This window comes from Saccharopolyspora sp. NPDC000995, from assembly GCF_053599315.1.
The window spans coordinates 45,083-62,325 of sequence record NZ_JBSFLZ010000026.1 but is presented as its reverse complement, the minus strand read 5'-3'; the positions used below and the strand labels follow the sequence as shown (position 1 = coordinate 62,325).

Annotated in this window: 15 protein-coding genes; 9 read left to right on the top strand and 6 right to left on the bottom strand. The window is 71.0% G+C overall.

Features of this window, described 5'->3' with window-relative positions; translation table 11 throughout:
* Nucleotides 1–169 precede the first annotated feature (169 nt).
* A complete protein-coding gene (locus ACWDKQ_RS12130) occupies nucleotides 170–886 on the bottom strand; it encodes a class I SAM-dependent methyltransferase (RefSeq protein WP_450138779.1) in 717 nt (238 codons plus the stop codon).
* A 27-nt stretch (nucleotides 887–913) separates the two neighbouring features.
* Here ACWDKQ_RS12130 and ACWDKQ_RS12125 point away from each other — a divergent pair, with 27 nt between their 5' ends.
* Nucleotides 914–1,717 carry a UbiA family prenyltransferase gene (locus tag ACWDKQ_RS12125; protein WP_450138778.1) on the top strand — a complete coding sequence of 268 codons (804 nt, stop codon included), beginning with the start codon at nucleotides 914–916 and terminating at the stop codon, nucleotides 1,715–1,717.
* 14 nt (nucleotides 1,718–1,731) lie between these two features.
* Here ACWDKQ_RS12125 and ACWDKQ_RS12120 read toward each other — a convergent pair whose 3' ends face one another.
* Both ACWDKQ_RS12120 and ACWDKQ_RS12115 read right to left on the bottom strand, forming a co-directional pair.
* Nucleotides 1,732–2,358 carry a class F sortase gene (locus ACWDKQ_RS12120; protein WP_450138777.1) on the bottom strand — a complete coding sequence of 209 codons (627 nt, stop codon included), beginning with the start codon at nucleotides 2,356–2,358 and terminating at the stop codon, nucleotides 1,732–1,734.
* A gap of 12 nt (nucleotides 2,359–2,370) precedes the next feature.
* The gene (locus tag ACWDKQ_RS12115) at nucleotides 2,371–2,760 is read right to left on the bottom strand and encodes a hypothetical protein (RefSeq protein ID WP_450138776.1); all 390 of its coding nucleotides are present in this window, start codon (nucleotides 2,758–2,760) and stop codon (nucleotides 2,371–2,373) included.
* A gap of 205 nt (nucleotides 2,761–2,965) precedes the next feature.
* Here ACWDKQ_RS12115 and ACWDKQ_RS12110 point away from each other — a divergent pair, with 205 nt between their 5' ends.
* Nucleotides 2,966–3,673, top strand: a complete 708-nt coding sequence (locus tag ACWDKQ_RS12110) for a response regulator (protein WP_450138783.1) — start codon at nucleotides 2,966–2,968, stop codon at nucleotides 3,671–3,673.
* On the top strand, nucleotides 3,657–5,537 hold the full coding sequence (locus ACWDKQ_RS12105) for a sensor histidine kinase (RefSeq protein ID WP_450138775.1): 1,881 nt from the start codon (nucleotides 3,657–3,659) through the stop codon (nucleotides 5,535–5,537). The genes ACWDKQ_RS12110 and ACWDKQ_RS12105 overlap by 17 nt, the downstream gene beginning before the upstream one ends.
* Nucleotides 5,538–5,972: 435 nt before the next feature.
* Here the strand turns inward: ACWDKQ_RS12105 and ilvA are convergent, their stop codons facing one another.
* Nucleotides 5,973–7,226, bottom strand: a complete 1,254-nt coding sequence (gene ilvA, locus ACWDKQ_RS12100; protein WP_450138774.1) for a threonine ammonia-lyase IlvA — start codon at nucleotides 7,224–7,226, stop codon at nucleotides 5,973–5,975.
* Nucleotides 7,227–8,002: 776 nt separating this feature from the next.
* On the opposite strand from ilvA, the gene ACWDKQ_RS12095 reads away from it, so the two are divergent.
* On the top strand, nucleotides 8,003–8,569 hold the full coding sequence (locus ACWDKQ_RS12095; RefSeq protein WP_450138773.1) for a GNAT family N-acetyltransferase: 567 nt from the start codon (nucleotides 8,003–8,005) through the stop codon (nucleotides 8,567–8,569).
* 299 nt (nucleotides 8,570–8,868) lie between these two features.
* Complete coding sequence (locus ACWDKQ_RS12090) at nucleotides 8,869–10,284, top strand: LCP family protein (protein WP_450138772.1); 1,416 nt, start codon at nucleotides 8,869–8,871, stop codon at nucleotides 10,282–10,284.
* 304 nt (nucleotides 10,285–10,588) lie between these two features.
* Here the strand turns inward: ACWDKQ_RS12090 and ACWDKQ_RS12085 are convergent, their stop codons facing one another.
* Nucleotides 10,589–11,761, bottom strand: coding sequence for an MFS transporter (locus ACWDKQ_RS12085; protein ID WP_450138771.1), 1,173 nt, complete (start codon nucleotides 11,759–11,761; stop codon nucleotides 10,589–10,591).
* 37 nt (nucleotides 11,762–11,798) lie between these two features.
* A complete protein-coding gene (locus ACWDKQ_RS12080; RefSeq protein WP_450138770.1) occupies nucleotides 11,799–12,329 on the bottom strand; it encodes a Chromate resistance protein ChrB in 531 nt (176 codons plus the stop codon).
* A gap of 140 nt (nucleotides 12,330–12,469) precedes the next feature.
* Here ACWDKQ_RS12080 and ACWDKQ_RS12075 point away from each other — a divergent pair, with 140 nt between their 5' ends.
* The 4 genes from ACWDKQ_RS12075 (at nucleotide 12,470) to ACWDKQ_RS12060 (ending at nucleotide 17,243) form a co-directional block, all read left to right on the top strand.
* Complete coding sequence (locus tag ACWDKQ_RS12075; RefSeq protein ID WP_450138769.1) at nucleotides 12,470–13,099, top strand: carbonic anhydrase; 630 nt, start codon at nucleotides 12,470–12,472, stop codon at nucleotides 13,097–13,099.
* 129 nt (nucleotides 13,100–13,228) lie between these two features.
* The gene (locus ACWDKQ_RS12070; RefSeq protein ID WP_450138768.1) at nucleotides 13,229–15,604 is read left to right on the top strand and encodes a wax ester/triacylglycerol synthase domain-containing protein; all 2,376 of its coding nucleotides are present in this window, start codon (nucleotides 13,229–13,231) and stop codon (nucleotides 15,602–15,604) included.
* Nucleotides 15,601–16,527: a DMT family transporter gene (locus ACWDKQ_RS12065; RefSeq protein ID WP_450138767.1), complete on the top strand. Its 927-nt coding sequence runs from the start codon at nucleotides 15,601–15,603 to the stop codon at nucleotides 16,525–16,527. Before ACWDKQ_RS12070 ends, ACWDKQ_RS12065 begins: the two co-directional genes overlap by 4 nt.
* A complete protein-coding gene (locus tag ACWDKQ_RS12060; RefSeq protein ID WP_450138766.1) occupies nucleotides 16,518–17,243 on the top strand; it encodes an SDR family NAD(P)-dependent oxidoreductase in 726 nt (241 codons plus the stop codon). The genes ACWDKQ_RS12065 and ACWDKQ_RS12060 overlap by 10 nt, the downstream gene beginning before the upstream one ends.

Here is a 17,243-nt window from a genome sequence, read left to right as displayed (position 1 = left end):
TCCTCTTGGGATGCGTTGGAGTCGCAAACCCAAGCAGGATAAGGCCTTTGCCTTACCTCAGGCCGGATCTACCCACCCGACACGCTTGATGAAGGACTAGCTCGCGCGCCGCTTCCTGCGCGGCGGCCGGTGAAAACGGTTCTACGACCGGGAACAGCGACAACAACTCTCACCCCTTCTTCCGGCCGACGCCCTGGAACAGCACCGCTGTCGACGAGAACGGGACCATCCGGACGCCTCCCCCGCGGCCGGCGGCCCATGTCAGCAAATCCACCAGCGACGGGCGCACCCCGCGCAGGGTCAGCGCGACGCCGTGCCGGGCCGCTTCGGCGATCAGCTCGCCGCGGTCGACCAGCAGCTCCGGATCGTGCACTCCGCGCGCTGCCATGTGCGGCACGCGTTCGGCGATTCCGATCGCCACCACCCGGCACAGGGCCGTCGCCGCCAGCGTGTCGAGCACCAGCAGGCCTCCGGGCCGCAGCAACCGGCAGGCTTCCCCCACCGCGGCGGGCAAATCGGCCACGTGTTCCAAAACCTCCCCTGCCACCACACAATCCGCGCACCCATCCGGCAGCGGGACCGCGAGGACATCCCCGGCGACCGGCTGCACCCCGTGCTCGGCGGCCTGCCGCAACGCGGTCCGCGACCGATCCACACCGACGTGCCAGTACCCCTTTCCCGCCACGTGCGGGGCCAGCAGTCCTGCGCCGCAGCCGAGGTCCACCAGCACCGCTCCGGTGTGCGGTGCGGTGGGGACAAGCGCGCCGCGAGCAGCGGCGAGCCAGTGCAACATCGCGAAGACACCACGCGGCTGCCACCACTGGTCGGCGAAGACCTCGTACAGCAGAGGATCGTTGCGCCGCACGGTCCGGGTGGAGCGTGCCATGCGCTCCAGGCTGGCACACTCGGCCGGGTGCGGCACTTCGCAACCGCTTCATCGCTGCTCCGGGCCTCGCACCCGGTGCCAACGCTGGCCGTAACGGCGATCACCACCGGGCTCGCGGTGACCATCGGGCGCAATGCGGGCGGCTTGGCCCTGACCGCGGCGGCGGTGTCGGCTGGGCAGCTGTCCGTCGGGTGGCTCAACGATCTGGTGGACGCCGACCGGGACGCCCGGGTCGGGCGGCGGGGCAAGCCGGTGGCGGCGGGCGCGATCTCCCGGGGGACGGCGCTGGTCGCCGTGCTGGTGTCGGCTCCAGCGGCCGTGGTGCTGTCGCTGCCGTTCGGCGCCGCCGCGACAGTCGCGCACCTCATCGCGCTGGTGTCCGCGTGGGCCTACGACCTCGGTTTGAAGTCCAGTCCCTTTTCGGTGTTCCCGTACGCGCTGTCGTTCGGGCTGCTGCCTGCGTTCGTGATGTTCGGCAGCGGCGGGCCGCCGCCGGTCTGGCTCGTGCTCGCGGCGGCGTTGCTGGGTTCGGCCGCTCATTTCGTGAACGTGCTGCCGGACCTCGGGGATGATGCGGCCACCGGAGTCCGCGGCCTGCCGCACCGCCTGGGCTCGGTGCGGAGCACCGCCGTGGCCGCATGCCTGGTCCTTGCCGCGTCGGCGACGTTGGTGGACGTTTCATGGGCGATCCTGCCGCTGGCGGCGGCCGTGCTCGGCGCTGGTCTCCTGCTGGGCCGCCGCCCGGGTTCCCGCACCGCGTTCCACGCGGTCGTCCTCGTCGCCCTGCTCGACGTCGCGATTCTCCTGAGCACCGGAGCCCAACCGATCTGATCAACCGCAGTGGACTATCCCTTGTGGATACCGGCGAGGACGGCGAACGCGATGATGTTGTCGCGGTAGCTGCGCTTGCCGTAGTCGAACGAACCGCCGCAGGTGATCAGCCGGAGTTCCGGTCCGGCGGTGTCGCCGTACACCTCGTCCGCGGGGAACCCGGTCTTCGGCTCCTGCGCCGAGCGTTCAACGACGAACCTGGCTACCTGCCCGTCCTGGCGGCCGACGAGGATCTCGTCGCCGGGCCGCAGTTCGTGCAGCCGCGCGAAGATACCGTCCCTGCCGTCGCCGTTGACATGCCCGAGGACCACCGCCGGTCCCGTCTCCCCCGGCGTGGGGCTGTACTGGTACCAACCGGCCTGCATCGGCTGGTGCACGGATGGGACGGCCACCGTCCGATCGGGGTTGAGCCCGAGCGGGACCAGCGACGATCGCACGCCGATGCGGGGAATCTCGATCCACGCGGGTTCCGATCGCGACAACACCGACGTCGCCTGCACCGGCGCGGAAGCGGGCGCGGCGAGGTCGGTGGATTGCCCGGCGGCGGAACAGCCGGACAGCGCCAGAGCCGCGAGGACCAGGGCGGCCGCGACCTTGCCGCGACCGCCCCGGTTTCCCCGCGCGCGGGGATGCACGTTCATCTCACCCCGACCTCAGTTCGCGCCAGCGCGGCGACGGCGCAGCACCATCGCGACACCACCACCCGCGATGGCGACGGCGGCGGCAGCGCCGCCGAGGACCGCTGGGTCGAAGCCAGACTCCACCGGCCCACCACCGGTTTCCGGCGCGCCCACCGGACGCTGCCGAACCTGGGGCTCCTGCGGCGACTGCTCTGCGGGCCGCGCGCCCGGCGTCGACTGCGCTACGGCCTGGGTCGGCTCCGCGGGCCGCGCGCCCGGCGTCGGCTCCGGGCGCGGCTCCGTGCGCTGCTGCGCCACCGCCGGAGCAGCACCTGCATCGTCGGCCCAGCTGACCGGCGCCACCAGCGGCAGCGCCGCCGCACCGAGCAGGGCAGCGGCAGCGCACGTACGACCGAGCTTCATCGATTGCTTCCTTCCATTCGACGGTTCGTCCGGTGTGCCAGACGACGACCAGCATGGAGCGGTCTTTTCAAGATCCCGTCCAATTGATGTGAAGAACCCGTTCGATTCCGGCCGCACCGCTGAAATGTGAAGATCCTGTTCAGGCACGGTCAAGATGCCGTGGGCTGATCACCGTTGCAGGCAGCGGAAAGCGATAATGCGCGACGTGAGCGCACAAGTGCTGGTAGCAGAGGACGATCCGAAACAGGCCGAACTGGTCCGGCGCTACCTGGAGCACGACAACCACCGCGTGGTCGTCGTGCACGACGGGCGCGCGGCGATCGACGAAGCGCGGCGGCGCGAACCCGATCTGATCGTGCTCGACGTGATGATGCCCAAGGTCGACGGCCTGGACGTGTGCCGCGTCCTGCGGGCCGAATCGGACGTCCCGATCGTGCTGCTCACCGCGCGGACCACGGAGGACGACGTGCTGCTCGGCCTGGACCTCGGCGCCGACGACTACGTGACCAAGCCCTACAGCCCTCGGCAGCTCGCGGCCCGGATCCGCGCGATCCTGCGCCGGACCCGCCGCGCCCAGGACGGCGGGCAGCAGCAGTTGCGTGTCGGGGACCTGGTGGTGGACCAGCAGCGCCACGAGGTCACGCTCGGCGGCACCTCGCTGGACTGCACCCCCGCGGAGTTCCGGATGCTCGCGGTTATGGCCGCCGAACCCGGCCGCGTCTTCACCCGCGGGCAACTGCTCAGCCAGGCCTTCGGCATGGACAAGTTCGTCACCGAACGCACCGTCGACGTGCACGTGATGAACCTGCGCCGCAAGCTCGAACCGGATCCGCGAAGACCGGTGCACCTGCTCACCGTCTACGGCGTCGGCTACAAGCTCCAGGACATCTCCGCCGATGGCACGCCGGCATAGCTTGCTCGCCCGGCTGCTGGCGATGTCGGTGGTCGTGGCCATCGGCTCGATCGGTGCCACCGCGTGGCTGGCCGCGCAGAGCACCAGCGGCGCGATCAATCAGGAGCTTGGCGAAACCCTCGCCACCGACGCCAAGATCTACGACTCGCTGCTCGGCTACGCGGCCACGCATCCGCAGTGGTCCGGGGTCCAGCGGGTGGTGGCGGACCTGTCCACGCAGACCGGGCGGCGCATCACGCTGACGACCTCGACGCGGGCACCGATCGCCGACTCCGGCGGTCCGCAGGACGCTCCGCCGCCGGAAACGCCGTCCGCGGTGGTCGATCCACTCGCCGTCGACCCGGTCCTAAAACCCGATGCGTCAACCTCCGGCATCGACTCGCGCGCCGTCGGCCCGTACCGGCTGACCGACACCGAGCGCGACTCGCTGCGCCAATCCGCGCAGCGGCAGTTGACGTGCCTGCAGCTGACCGGCAGCGACGGCACGATCGTCGAACGCCCCAACGGGCGCCCGGACGTCCAGCTCACCGCGGACAATGAGTCCGCAGCGAGGACCAGGAGGGCCGAACAGGAGCCGACGAGCACCCCCACACCACCCGCCCCGCCCAGCGTCGCTCCCGCCAAGCCCAGAACCGCCCCCGCTCCGCCCAGTACCCAGGCCCCGTCCACCACACCGGCGGAGTCCTGCACCGCGCCGTTGGAGTTGACCGAAACCGAGCGCAAGGCGAACTCCGAACTGCTGTCCCTGGTCAACGCCTGCCTGACCAGGCAGGGAATGGAGCCGCTGGCCGCCGAGGCGGTCTCGGTGAGCTCGCCGGACGAACTGCGCGCGGACTCGGACTCCAAGCGCTGTGTGGACGCTGGGCGCCGCGAGCAACTCGGCCCCTACGTCTCCCCCACCGCACAACTGTTCATCACCAGGCCCGGCGGGAACAACGCCCCGACCGATCTGTCCACTGTGGGTGCTTCGCGGATCGCGTGGACCGCCCTGGTGGTGTTGGTGCTGACGGTCGGCCTGACTGCGCTCGCCGCCAACCGCCTGGTCCGCCCCATCGACGCGATCAGCGCCGCGGCGCGGAAGATGGGCGCCGGCGACCGGTCCGCGCGGGTGGACACCAAGGCGCGCGGCGAGATCGGGGAGCTCGCGGCCGCGTTCAACGCGATGTCCGCGCAGGTCGAGCGCACCGAGCAGCAACGCAAGACGATGGTCAGCGACATCGCGCACGAACTGCGCACCCCGCTGGTGAACGTCCGCGGCTGGCTGGAAGCCGCCCAGGACGGCGTGGCGACCCTAGACCAACCGCTGGTGGCCTCGCTGCTGGAGGAAACCCTGCTGTTGCAGCACCTGATCGACGACCTACAGGACCTAGCTCTGGCCGATGCCGGAAAGCTCCGCGTGTACCCGGAACCCGTGCACGTCGGCGCGATCCTGGCTCAGGTCGCCGCTGCGCACCGGGGCCGGGCCGACGCGGGCGGCGTCGAGCTGACCGTCGCAGTCGACGACGACCCCGACCTCACCGCCGACCCGACCAGGCTTCGCCAGGCGCTGGGCAACCTCGTTTCCAATGCGCTGCGCTACACGCCGTCGGGCGGCCAGGTCACGCTGTGGGCTCGGCGCGCCGGCGGCGAAGTGCTGATCGACGTGGCCGACACCGGCGTCGGGATCGACCCGGATTCGCTGCCGCACGTGTTCGACCGCTTCTGGCGGGCGGACAAGTCCCGCAACCGGCACGGCGGCGGCAGCGGCCTCGGCTTGGCGATCACCCACCACCTCGTGGACGTGCACGACGGCGGCATCTCGGTGCACAGCACAGTGGGCGCGGGCACGACCTTCACCATCAGCCTGCCGGCGACCAACGCCTAACGGCGTAGCACCTACCCGAACGACTTTCTCCCTTGCGCCGTAATGCCATTGCCTACCCGGGTTCATGCTTTCCGCGGTCGAGGCACCCTGGAATTCTGGCAGGCCGACGATGCCGGAGTGTACGACGACACCGGATTCCGGCCACGGCGGCCACCAGTTCACCGACGCCCAGGGCCGCTGCCGGCTCGACACCCTCGTGGCCGGGCTGTATCCGGGCCGCACGCGGCACTACCACGTCAAGCTCCGGGCGCCCAACCAGCCGATCCTCACAACGCAGCTGGGCTTCCCCGGCGAGCCCGGCAACAACTGGGGCCAGATCGTCGACCCGGCGCTGCTGATGGCGATCGAGGACGGTCCGAAGGGCAAGATCGCTAACTTCGTCCTCGGCCTGCCCTTACCCGCACCGCCACGCAGGGCAAGCTTGGAACAGTCAGGTCAGACCAGGAACGAGAACAGCGGGGAGCCTGGGGAGACCTGCTCGATCTGCAGCGGAGAGCCCTTCATCCGCGTCAGGAGACCGTCCAGTTCGTCGGAGCGGTCAAGCTCGATGCCGACCAGCGCCGGGCCTGTCTCCCTGTTGTTCTTCTTCACATACTCGAACGCGACGATGTCCTGTCCGTCGTCGAGCACATCGTCCAGGAAGTGCCGCAGCGCTCCCGGTTCCTGCGGGAACGTGACCAGGAAGTAGTGCCGGAGTCCTTCATGTACCAACGAGCGTTCGACGACCTCGCCGTAGCGGCTGAGGTCGTTGTTGCCGCCGGAAACCACGCACACCACCGGTCCCTGGGGCGGGCGCCTCAGCGGCAGCCGGGCCGCCGCGCTGGCCAGCGCCCCGGCGGGCTCGGCGATGATCCCCTCGGTCTGGTACAGCCCGATCATCTCTGTGCACACCGCGCCTTCGGGCACCGCCACCAGTTCGTCGACCAGTTCGCGCACCACGCGGAAGCCGGCGTCGCCGACGCGCCCGACCGCGGCGCCGTCGACGAAAGTGTCCACTGACGGCAGAGCGATCGGCCCGCCATGGTCCAGCGCGGCGCGCATGCTGGCCGCCCCGGCCGGCTCGGCCCCGATCACCCGCACATCGGGGAAGTGCTCCTTGAGCCACAGCACCACGCCGGCCAGCAGCCCGCCGCCGCCGACCGGGACGATCACGGTGTCGATCGGGCCGTCATGCTGCTCTGCGATCTCCAGTCCGACCGTGCCCTGCCCGGCGATGGTCCGCGGGTCGTCGAAGGGGTGCACGTAGACCGCACCGGTGCGCTCGCTGTCCTCTTTGGACGCCGCGCTGGCCTCGTCGAAGGAGCTGCCCGTGATCACCGGCTCGATCCATTCGCCGCCGATCTCGGCGATGCGCCGACGCTTCTGCCGAGGCGTGTTCGCCGGCAGGTGCACCCGGCCCTTGATCTTCAGCTCGCGGCAGGCGAACGCCACGCCCTGCGCGTGGTTGCCAGCGCTCGCGCACACCACCCCGCGCTCTCGCTCGCCCGCGTCGAGCGAGGAGATCAGGTTGTACGCGCCGCGCACCTTGTAGGAGCGGCAGGCCTGCAGATCCTCCCGCTTGAACCGAACCGGGACGCCAAGTTCGCCGGTCAGACGGCTGCTCGTTTCCAACGGAGTACGTCGGACCACCTGCCGCAGGCGGGTACCGGCGCGGAAGATCGCTGCGGGAGTCAGCTCATCGGACACCATCCGATACTAAATGTGCTGGTCGGAAAGCCTCCGTTCGGGTGCGTCGGAGCGGGTCCCATCGGCCCTACTACCGCGCGCTGCCGGATGCGCATGGTGGTGGTGAGGGGCGGTTGGATGGCCAGGACGAAGCACTCGGTCGTGGCGGGAGTCGACGGTTCGGAATCGTCCGCGCAGGCGTCGTTGTGGGCAACCGCCGAGGCGACGCGGTTGGCCGTTGCGGTGCACCTGATCGTGGTGAACGACGATCCGGCGCTGTGGGCAACTGCCGAGCCAGATGGCGCGGTAGCGCTCGGCGGCCTCAGCATCGTGCTGCCTCCGAATCGCCGAGCCGTGGCCGGATGGATAGCCCGTGGCGGATGGATAGCCGTAGCGGACGAGCCGCACGTCGACGCTGTCCACCGCGCTGGTCACCACGATGCGACCTACCACGAGGATGCCCAGCAGCAGCGCGCCCGCAGCGATCGGCCACGCCCCGGATCAGCACCCGCAGCACCCGCGTCTAGCAAGTGGCGTCGCCGCAGCACCCAACAGCGGTTCGCCGCGTGGCGAGCCGTTCGTGGTGCCCACGATGGGCAGCCACGGCGGGGGCACCACCGACGGCCGGGACGCGATTGTCGCGGCGCTGCGGGGTCGCCGACTCACCGGTCGATGCCGCGTCCCTTCCATTAATTTCAATCAAGACTGAAGTAATAGGTGTAATCAACAAAATATCCACCGACGTGCGCGAACTAGAATCAGCAGTGCCTCCCCCAGCGTCGCCGAAGGCGAGGATCGCCATGCAGCCTCTCCTGACAACCGACCGCCTGATCGTGCGCGAGTGGACCACCAGCGACAGCGACGTGCAGGCCGCGCTCGCGCTCTACGGCCGCCCGGAGGTAACCGAGTGGCTCACGCCGGTCGTCGCCAACGTCGCCGATCTCGCCGCGATGCGCGCCGTCGTGCACGCCTGGATCGAGTCGCAGCCGAACCTGGTGCCGCCCACCGGGCGGTGGGCGATGCAGCGCCGGTCGGACGACGTGGTAGTCGGCGGGCTGGTGCTGCGGATGCTCCCGCCGTACGACCACGACCTGGAGCTGACCTGGCAACTGCGCCCGGAGGCCTGGGGCCACGGCTACGCCGCCGAAGCCGCCTCCGCGCTGCTGCGCTGGGCGTTCACCTTCGACATCGACGCGGTCTTCGGCCTGGCGCTGCCGGACAACACCCGCGCCATCGCCACCGCCGAACGCATCGGCATGGAATGGGTCGGCGAAACCACCAAGTACTACGACACCTCGCTGCAGGTCTACCGCATCCGGCAGGGGGACCTTCCCAGCGGACCGACTCGCGGCGAGCCCCAGGGCTGACCGAAAAATCCACTGTGGCCTTTCGAACCGTCCGCAGTGGACGAAAACATCTGTTACCGTGAGTCGTCAGATCATCCGCTATCGGATGATCTGCTGAATGCCCTGGTGGGTGGGATGCTGAAGGTGTCACCGAGGTCCGAGCAACGCCTGGGGCACACCCGCCGGAGGTACCCGTGCCACCGCACCGCAACGCCCGAGCGGCCGCCCGCCGGCCCGCGAGCCGCCGGCCCACCACACCGGGCCCACCGCCGGCCGGCAGCCGGTCGGCAGACCGCGCCCGCGCCAGCGCTCGTGCCGCGGTGAGCGTGCTGTCCGTGATTGTCCTGGTGGTGACGGGATATGCGTGGTCCAACTACCGGCACCTGCTCGATGGCCTCGCGACCAGCGACGTCACCGACGGGGCCGGGGCCGACGGGGCGACCGACATCCTGCTGGTCGGCATGGACAGCCGAACCGACGCGCACGGCAACCCGCTGCCCGAGAACCTGCTCCGGGAGTTGCACGCCGGGGCCAACGACGCGGCGCTGACCGACACGATCATCTTGCTGCACATCCCCAACGACGGATCCAGCGCCGTCGGGTTCTCCTTCCCCCGCGACGCCTACGTGCAGATCCCGGGCTTCGGCCGCCACAAGATCAATTCCGCTTATGGCAGGGGCAAGGACGACGCCATCGCGGCGCAGACCAAGCGCGGCACCGCCGACCCCGCGGAGCTGGCGCGGCTCGGCGCAGACGCCGGGCGGAAGCTGCTGGTGCGCACCGTCGAGCAGCTGACCGGCGTGTCGGTCGACCACTACGCCGAGGTCAACCTGCTCGGCTTCGCGCGGATCACGGAGGCCGTCGGCGGCGTCCCGGTGTGCTTGCTGGCGCCCGCCCGGGACTCCTACTCGGGCGCGAACTTCCCAGCCGGGCCACAGACGATCTCCGGCCCGGACGCGCTCGCGTTCGTTCGCCAGCGGCACGGGCTGCCGCGCGGCGACCTCGACCGCGTCGTGCGCCAGCAGGCCTTCCTGGCCGGGCTCACGCAATCGGTGCTCTCCGGCGGTGTGCTGGCAAACCCGTCTCGGCTGCGCGAACTGATCGGGTCGCTGCAGGAATCCGTGGTGCTGGACCGGGATTGGGACGTGCTGGCGTTCGCCGACCGGCTGCGCGGACTGGCCGGCGGCGCGGTCCGGTTCACCACCATCCCCATCGAGAACGCCGACTACCAGACCCCGGAGGACGGCGACGCCATCCTGGTCGATCCCCGCAAGGTGAAGGCCGCGATCAGCAGCACGATCGACCCGTCGGCGGCCGAAGCCGGGCAGCCCGGCGAAACGAAGTCCCAGTTCACGGCCGCGAGTGTGGACGTGCTGAACGCGACGAAGACACCAGGGCTGGCCCAGCGCGTGCGGACCGAGCTCGCCAACCTGGGCGAGCAGGTGGGCCAGATAGGCAACGCGTCAGCGCGGACCAAGTCCGTGGTGCGCCACGGCCCGGAGGGCGACGCTGACGCCAACCGGATCGCGGCGCTGCTGGGGGGCCTGCCGATCGAGTCCGACGAGTCCATGCACCACGGCCGGGTACAGGTGGTCATCGGTGGCGACTACCACGGGCCCGCCGCGCCTGGCTTCGCGCCGCCGCGCGCCGTGCAGCTCGACGGCTCGCACCGGCAGCAGAACACCGGTTCTACCCCGGTCTCGATCACCGCCAACGGCGTCCCCTGCGTTAACTGACCGGGAAGCGCCGGTGGTGAGGCGGCCCCCTCGCCCGTCTCACCACCGACCAGCTCGACTGGTGGCTACCCCCAGTGAACAAAACCGCCAGCCGGTGGCCACCGCGCCGCGCACGGAGCGGGAGCCGCCCGGTTGTCGGGTGTTCGCGAGGGCATGTCCGTACTCCGGACACCAAGCGAGCATCCCGTGCCCCGCGGCCAATCGCTCATCGGCCCCGACATCCACTCCTCGCCGAGGTCCGGAAACGAATCACCGCTGCACAACGATACGCCGCGACGGCGGCAGTCGCGAGATCAAAAACCGCTCACCGGCGGGCCGCGGCACCCACCCACAACGCCACGACCAGCACCGACAGGGCGACCGCCAGACCGGACAGGCCCCACCCCAGGGAGGCAGCGGCGGCGAGCACTCCGACCAGCAGCGGGCCACCCGCGTCGCCCAGTTCGCGCCCGACCTCCGCCGATCCCATCGTCTGGCCAAGCCGCTCCCGCGGCGTCGAGGCGGCCAGGTGCGCGAAACCCAACGGCGTCACGACCCCGGTGCCGAAACCGATCGCCACAGCGGCCACGAGGACCCCCAGCAACCCGGGAACGACTGCGGCCGTGAGCAACCCGACCACCGCGACCGCTAGGCCGCCAGCCATGCCGGGCACATCGGGCAGCCGCCCCGCGTCGCGCGCTCGGCCGACCCATGGCTGCACCAATGCCGCGGTCGCCGCGAGCGCCGACACCGCCGCGCCGGTTGCCAACGGACCCAGCCCACCGGCTGCGCCCACCACCGGCAGGAACCCGACGCCCACCGCCAGCGCCGCCGTCGCGCCCGCAAGCGCCGCAGTCGGCCGCAGGAACCCCGGAGCGGCCAACCGGCGGGCCAGGTCGAACAGGGTTTGACGGGTCCGCGGCAGGGGCGGCACCGCTGGCACGGCAAGCACCGCCCACGCGAGCACCGCGAGCGCGAGCCCGGCGAGCATGCCGAAGAGCAGGTCGAACCCGCCGAAGGTGATCAGGACGCCGCCGAGGACCGGGCCGAGGGTGTATCCGAGGCCCTTCCAGGCGCCGTAGCTGCCGAAGGCGCGGCCGTGCTGGGAGTCCGGCGCCAGCCGGGCGACCAGCGCCCCCGCGGCCGGGGAGAACGCGGCGGCCGCCGCGCCCTGGCCGAAGCGCGCGAGGCCGACCGCAGCCGGGTCACCGGCGAGGACGAACGCCGCCGAAGCCGCCGCGAACGCGAGCAGTCCGCCGAACAGCACCGGTCGCGGGCCGATCCGGTCGGTGACCGCGCCGAAGACCGGCTTGAGAACCACTTCGGCGCCGTCGTAGACGGCCAGCAGCAGCCCCAATGCCAGCAGGGACGCGAAACCCGTGTAGGCGCCCAGCCCGGCGGCGATGCTGTGCGCGCCGAAGGCGGTCACGAATCCGGCCGCGTACAGCGGGAGAACCTGCCCGGCGCGTTGACCGGTCACCGGCTCGGTGCCGGACATCCGGCCACCTCCTCGTCGTCCACTTCGGCGCGTTTGTTCACATCTGGTGCAGTGCTTGGAAGACCTGCTCGGTGTAGTCGGCCAACCGGTCGGCGCAGTGCTGCAATTGCTGCTGGGCCTCGGCGGCCGCCGGGGCGCCGAACACGTCGCGCGCCTTGAGCTCGCGGTACCAACGGCGCAGCCGCTCCAGGCTCTGCTCCTCCTCTTCCAGCTCGGCCATGGTCAGCTTGCCGTTGCGCAGTTCCTTGTCGATCTCGGCATCGAATTTGCCGCAGTCGGCCAGGAACTCCACCCACTCCTCCTGCCGCTCGGCCGTGAACATCTCCGTCAGCCGCGCCGAATCGGGTTCGTCGCGCCCCGTGGCAGCCAGCACCACGACCTCACCGGAGCCCCGCTCGGCGAGCTCGATGGCCCGCGCCACGCCGACGGCGACGCCAGGCACGTCCGGCAGCGTCCAGGTGCCCTGACCCAGCGAGAGCGCCCCGACCCGGCGCAACTCCCGCCACACCGCCACGCGGTGCCGCGACGGCTGCGCGGGCAGCCGCACGACGAGAACCAGCCACCTCATCACCTGATCCTCCGTCACGAGGATGAATGTATCACGCGTTACATCGCACCTCTTGCTTGCACCGCGCGGCCGACGTGACGTCGCCCATATGGGGGTTTGGGCAGCATCGCTTCGAACCTGCGTGCGGTAGTTTTTTCGGCATGTCGAATCCGCCGTCCTCGCCCGCCGAAGCCTACGAAGTACTACTGGGAGGCAACCGCAGGTTCGTCGACAACACGCGCCTGCACCCCAATCAGGACGCCGACCACCGCGCCGCCCTGGCTCCAGCGCAGCGGCCCTTCGCGGTCCTCTTCGGCTGCTCCGACTCACGGCTGGCCGCCGAGATCATCTTCGACCAGGGGCTCGGCGACCTGTTCGTGGTCCGCACGGCGGGGCACGTCATCGGCTCCGAGGTGCTCGGCAGCATCGAATACGGCGTCGGCGTGCTCGACGCGCCCTTGGTCGTGGTGCTCGGGCACGACTCCTGCGGAGCGGTCACGGCCGCGCGGGAAGCGTGCATTGAAGGCACCGCGCCGCACGGCTACATCCGCGACGTCGTGGAGCGGGTGACGCCGAGCGTGCTGGCCGCCCGCGCCAGCGGCGTCACCGAGGTCGACGACATCGTGGACGTGCACATCCGGCGCACCGGTGACCTGATGCTGGAGCGCTCCGCGCTGCTGGCCAACGCGGTGGCCGAGGGTCGCTGCGCGATCGCCGGGCTCTCCTACCGCCTCACCGACGGCACCGTCCGGCTCGTCGGCAGCCACGGCCCGCTGCTGCCCGCGGACTGAACCCAGGATCCACTGTGGCGCCTGCGGGCGTCCACTTCGGACATCGCTGGGCCTGGCCGCTCGGCCAGCCGATCCCGGTCGATCACGTTAGCCTGCGAAGGCACGGATCGGGCGAAAGGATCCAGCCTGGTGACGGTCCAGCCGCGTCGAGTGCTATTGATCAGCGCCACCATCGGAGAGGGCCACAACGCAACCGCCCGCGCCGTCGAGGAGGCGGCCCGGCAGGTGTGGCCGGAGTGCGAGATCGCCTGGTTGGACGCCTTGCGCGCGATGGGCCGGTGGGTGCCCGCGACGTTCAACTGGATCTACGTCACCAACGTCGAATCAACGCCGTGGCTCTACGACTTCTTCTACGAGTCGCTGTGGCGCTACCGCTGGTTCGCCAACGCCTCCCGCCGGTTCGTCGGCGCGTGGAGCGGGCGGCTGCTGCGCCGGGCCATCGCCGAGCACGCCCCGGACCTGATCGTCTCGACCTATCCGCTGGGCACCGCCGGGCTCGACTGGCTGCGCCGCCGGGGCGGCCTGAACGTGCCGGTGGCGGCGGTCGTGTCGGACTTCTCGCCGCACCCGTTCTGGGTCTACCCCGAGGTCGACCTGCACTACGTGATGAGCGAGGCGAGCCTGCGGGCGATGCGGCGGGCGGAACCAGACGCCGTCGGCGCGGTCTGCGTGCCGCCGGTCGTGTCGTCGTTCCGGCCCGCCGACCGGGCCACCGCGCGGCGGTCGTTCGGGCTCCCGGAATACGGTTTCACGGTGCTGATCTCGTGCGGCTCGTTCGGGTTCGGTTCCGTCGAGCGCGCGGTGGATGCGGCGTTGCTGGCCGAGGGAGTCGACCGCGTTGTCGTGGTCTGCGGTCGCAACACTGCCCTGCGACGGCGCTTCACCGACCGCGCGAACGATCGGATCGTCGCGCTGGGCTGGGTCGATGACATGCCCGGTTTGACTGCCACCGCGGATGTGGTGGTGACTAACGCGGGCGGGGCCACGGCGCTGGAGGCGCTGGCCTGCGGGCGCGCCGTGGTGATGTTCGAACCGATCGCCGGGCACGGGCGTGCGAACGCCGAACTGATGGCCGACGCCGAACTGGCCGAGCTGTGCCCGCGGGAGCCCGATCTGACCGGGACGTTGCGCCGCTGGGCGGCCGAGCCGGACGAGCTCGCGAAGCGGGAACACCGGGCCCTCAAGCACAGCCAGGTCGCCGACTTCACCGAACAGGTGGCCGCGCTGGCGCACCTGCCTCGCCACCACGGTCGCCGCCCGCTGCGTCCGCAGGACGCGTTCTTCGTGTACGCCACCACTCCGATCGTATTCCAGCACACCGGCGCGATCCTGCGCATGGAAGGCCCGCCGCGGTCCACATCGGACCTCTGCAAAGAAATCGGTCAGCGAATCTCCCAACGTGCCTCGGGATTGCCGATGCTGACCCGGCGGCTGATCGTTCGACGCGGTCGTCGGCCACAATGGATTCACAGCGCCGCGTTCGACATCGATGATCACCTGCGGTGCCGCGAGCTGAACAGCGAGCAGAGCGCTGCCCCTGTCATCGAGGAGTTCTTCGGCACCGCGGTTCGCACCGACCGGCCACCCTGGGAGCTGCTGCTGCTCAACGACGTCGGCACCGGCCACGCCTCGTTGCTGGCGAAGATGCACCACGCGCTGGGCGACGGTGTCGCGGTGACCAGCACGCTGCTGCGGTTGCTCAGCGACGGCCCGCCCCCGGCGACATCGCCGAGCCGCGCCGACCAGCCGTGGTACCGCCGGGCCGGGAAGGTCGCACGCGGATTGGTGAGCCTGGCCGGGGCCGGACCCGCGCCGAGCAGCCGCCTGGCAGGGCGCAGCACGCCGAACCGGTCGTACGCGGACGTCGAGCTCCCGGCCGCCGAAGTGCGCGGCTGCGCACGCGCGTACGGGGTGAGCGGCACGGCGTTCCTACTCGGCATGGTGGCCGAGGCGCTGCACCGGACGCTCGGAGACACCACACCGGGCCAGCGGTTCCGGATCATGTTGCCGCGCACCACGCGCACCGGGCGGGGCGGCACGGGCACCGGCGCTCCCGGCAACCACACCGTTTCGCTATCGCTCGACCTGCCGGTCGGGCCGATGCCACCAGCTCGCCGCCTCGTCGAGGTCACCGCCGGACTCGCCGAGCGGGGCCACACCGGCCAGCCCGCCGCTGCCAGTGCCGTGCTCGCGGCACTTGGCGTGCTGCCCGCGCCGCTGCACGCTTGGGTCGTGCGGCAGATTTACCAGCGTCGCTTCTTCAACGCCGTGGTGTCCGTGATGCCGGGACAGCGTCGTCCGACCCACCTCGGCCAGACGCTCATCGCGGGGGTAGTGCCGGTGCTGTCGCTGGCAGACGGCGTGGGCGTGGCGATCGGCGCTGTCAGCTGGGGCGAGCGGATCGGATTCGGGATCACCACCGACACCGGGCTGGCGCCGGAGGCCACCGAGCTCGCCGGTCACCTCCGCGATGCCTTCGCCGAACTGCGAGGAGACCGGCGGTGAGCGCGCAGGGCACCGTGCTCGTCGTGGCCGTTCCGGCGGCCGTCCTAGGCGCGGCCAGCTTCGGGCTGGCCAGCGCGATCCAGCACCGCGTCACCAAGCAGGTGCCGAAGGTGCGCACGCTGAGCCCCCGCTTGCTGTTCGATCTCGTGCGCAAGCCGATCTGGGTGCTCAGCATCGGCACCGTGATCATCGGGCTGTCGCTGCAGGTGGTGGCGCTGGCCTTCGGACCGCTGGTGCTGGTGCAGCCGTTGCTGGTGACCTCGGTGCTCTTCGGCGCGGCGTTCGCGGCATGGCTGGCACACCGCAAGATGGACCTGGTGCTGGCGCTGGGCGGGCTGGCCTGCGTCGGCGGCCTGTCCGCGTTCCTGGTGCTGGGGCGGCCGTCCGGGCAGGGCAACGAGTTCACCGGGGCGTCGATACTGCCGTTGGCGCTGGCGCTCGGGCTGCTCATAGTGGTCTCACTGCTGGCCGCGCGGTGGCTGCCCGGCGAGATCGGGGTGATCGGCATGGCAGTGGCCACCGGCGTGTTCTACGGGGTGACCGCCGGTTTGATCAAGGTCGTGGCCGGGCACTTCCGCAGCGGCGGGCTCGCCGAGCCGTTCCACCACTGGTCGCTGTACGCGGTGTGCGTGATCGGGCCGATGGGGTTCCTGCTAAGCCAGCAGACCTTCCAGCGGGGCCGGTTGATGTCGCCCGCGCTGGCCGTGATCACCACGGTGGACCCGTTGGTGGCGGCCGCGATCGGAGTGAACTGGCTGGGCGAGCGCATCGAGTACTCTCCCGCGATCTTGGCCGGTGAGGTGATCTCCGTCGTGGTGATCATCGGCGGGATCGTGGTACTTACCCGCCGGGGCGAGCAGCTGCGCCGGGCGATGGAGGAACACCAGCGCAACGACGGCACGACGGATTCGTCATGGGGCTGACGGTGCGCGGGCGCACCGCGCTGGTGACGGGCGCGTCCTCGGGCATCGGCGCGGCGACCGCCGCTGAGCTGAGCTCCCGCGGATGCCGGGTCCTGCTGGTCGGCCGCGACGAGCACCGGCTTGCCGAGGTCGCCGGGCGCACAGGTGGGGAACCGGTGCCCGCCGACCTGACCGATCCTGCTGGGCTCGACCGGGCCGCCGCGGCCGCCCGCGAAGTCGATCTGCTGGTGCACGGCGCGGGCATCGGCTGGGCCGGAGACCTGAGCGCGATGCCGCCAGAGCGGATCGGGGCGCTGACGGCGGTGAACCTGACCGCGCCGATGCTGCTGACCCGCGCGGCGCTCCCCGACCTGCGGCGGCGGTGCGGGCACGTCGTGTTCGTCGCCTCGATCGCCGTGGTGGGCGTGCCCGGCGAGGCCGTCTACTCGGCGACCAAAGCGGGCTTGCGGGCCTTCGGCGCGAGCCTCCGCTACTGCGACGGGGTCGGCGTGACCACAGTGTTCCCCGGCGCGGTCCGCACGCCCTTCTTCGCCGGGCGCCGCTACGACCGCCGCTTCCCACGCATGGTCAGCCCGCGCGAAGTGGCCGAGGCGCTGGTGCGCGGCGTGGAACGGGACGCGGAAGAGGTGTTCGTCCCGAAATGGCTCACCGCGCCCGCTCGGCTGCAGGGTCTGCTGCCTGGCACGTTCCACCGCCTCGCCCGCCTCTTCGGCTGA

Bases quoted from the DNA above. Each gene is read 5' to 3' on its own strand.
- ACWDKQ_RS12130 (WP_450138779.1), bottom strand. From the start codon at position 886: ATGGCACGCTCCACCCGGACCGTGCGGCGCAACGATCCTCTGCTGTAC.
- ACWDKQ_RS12120 (WP_450138777.1), bottom strand. From the start codon at position 2,358: ATGAACGTGCATCCCCGCGCGCGGGGAAACCGGGGCGGTCGCGGCAAG.
- ACWDKQ_RS12115 (WP_450138776.1), bottom strand. From the start codon at position 2,760: ATGAAGCTCGGTCGTACGTGCGCTGCCGCTGCCCTGCTCGGTGCGGCG.
- ACWDKQ_RS12105 (WP_450138775.1), top strand. From the start codon at position 3,657: ATGGCACGCCGGCATAGCTTGCTCGCCCGGCTGCTGGCGATGTCGGTG.
- ilvA (WP_450138774.1), bottom strand. From the start codon at position 7,226: ATGGTGTCCGATGAGCTGACTCCCGCAGCGATCTTCCGCGCCGGTACC.
- ACWDKQ_RS12095 (WP_450138773.1), top strand. From the start codon at position 8,003: ATGCAGCCTCTCCTGACAACCGACCGCCTGATCGTGCGCGAGTGGACC.
- ACWDKQ_RS12085 (WP_450138771.1), bottom strand. From the start codon at position 11,761: ATGTCCGGCACCGAGCCGGTGACCGGTCAACGCGCCGGGCAGGTTCTC.
- ACWDKQ_RS12080 (WP_450138770.1), bottom strand. From the start codon at position 12,329: ATGAGGTGGCTGGTTCTCGTCGTGCGGCTGCCCGCGCAGCCGTCGCGG.
- ACWDKQ_RS12075 (WP_450138769.1), top strand. From the start codon at position 12,470: ATGTCGAATCCGCCGTCCTCGCCCGCCGAAGCCTACGAAGTACTACTG.
- ACWDKQ_RS12060 (WP_450138766.1), top strand. From the start codon at position 16,518: ATGGGGCTGACGGTGCGCGGGCGCACCGCGCTGGTGACGGGCGCGTCC.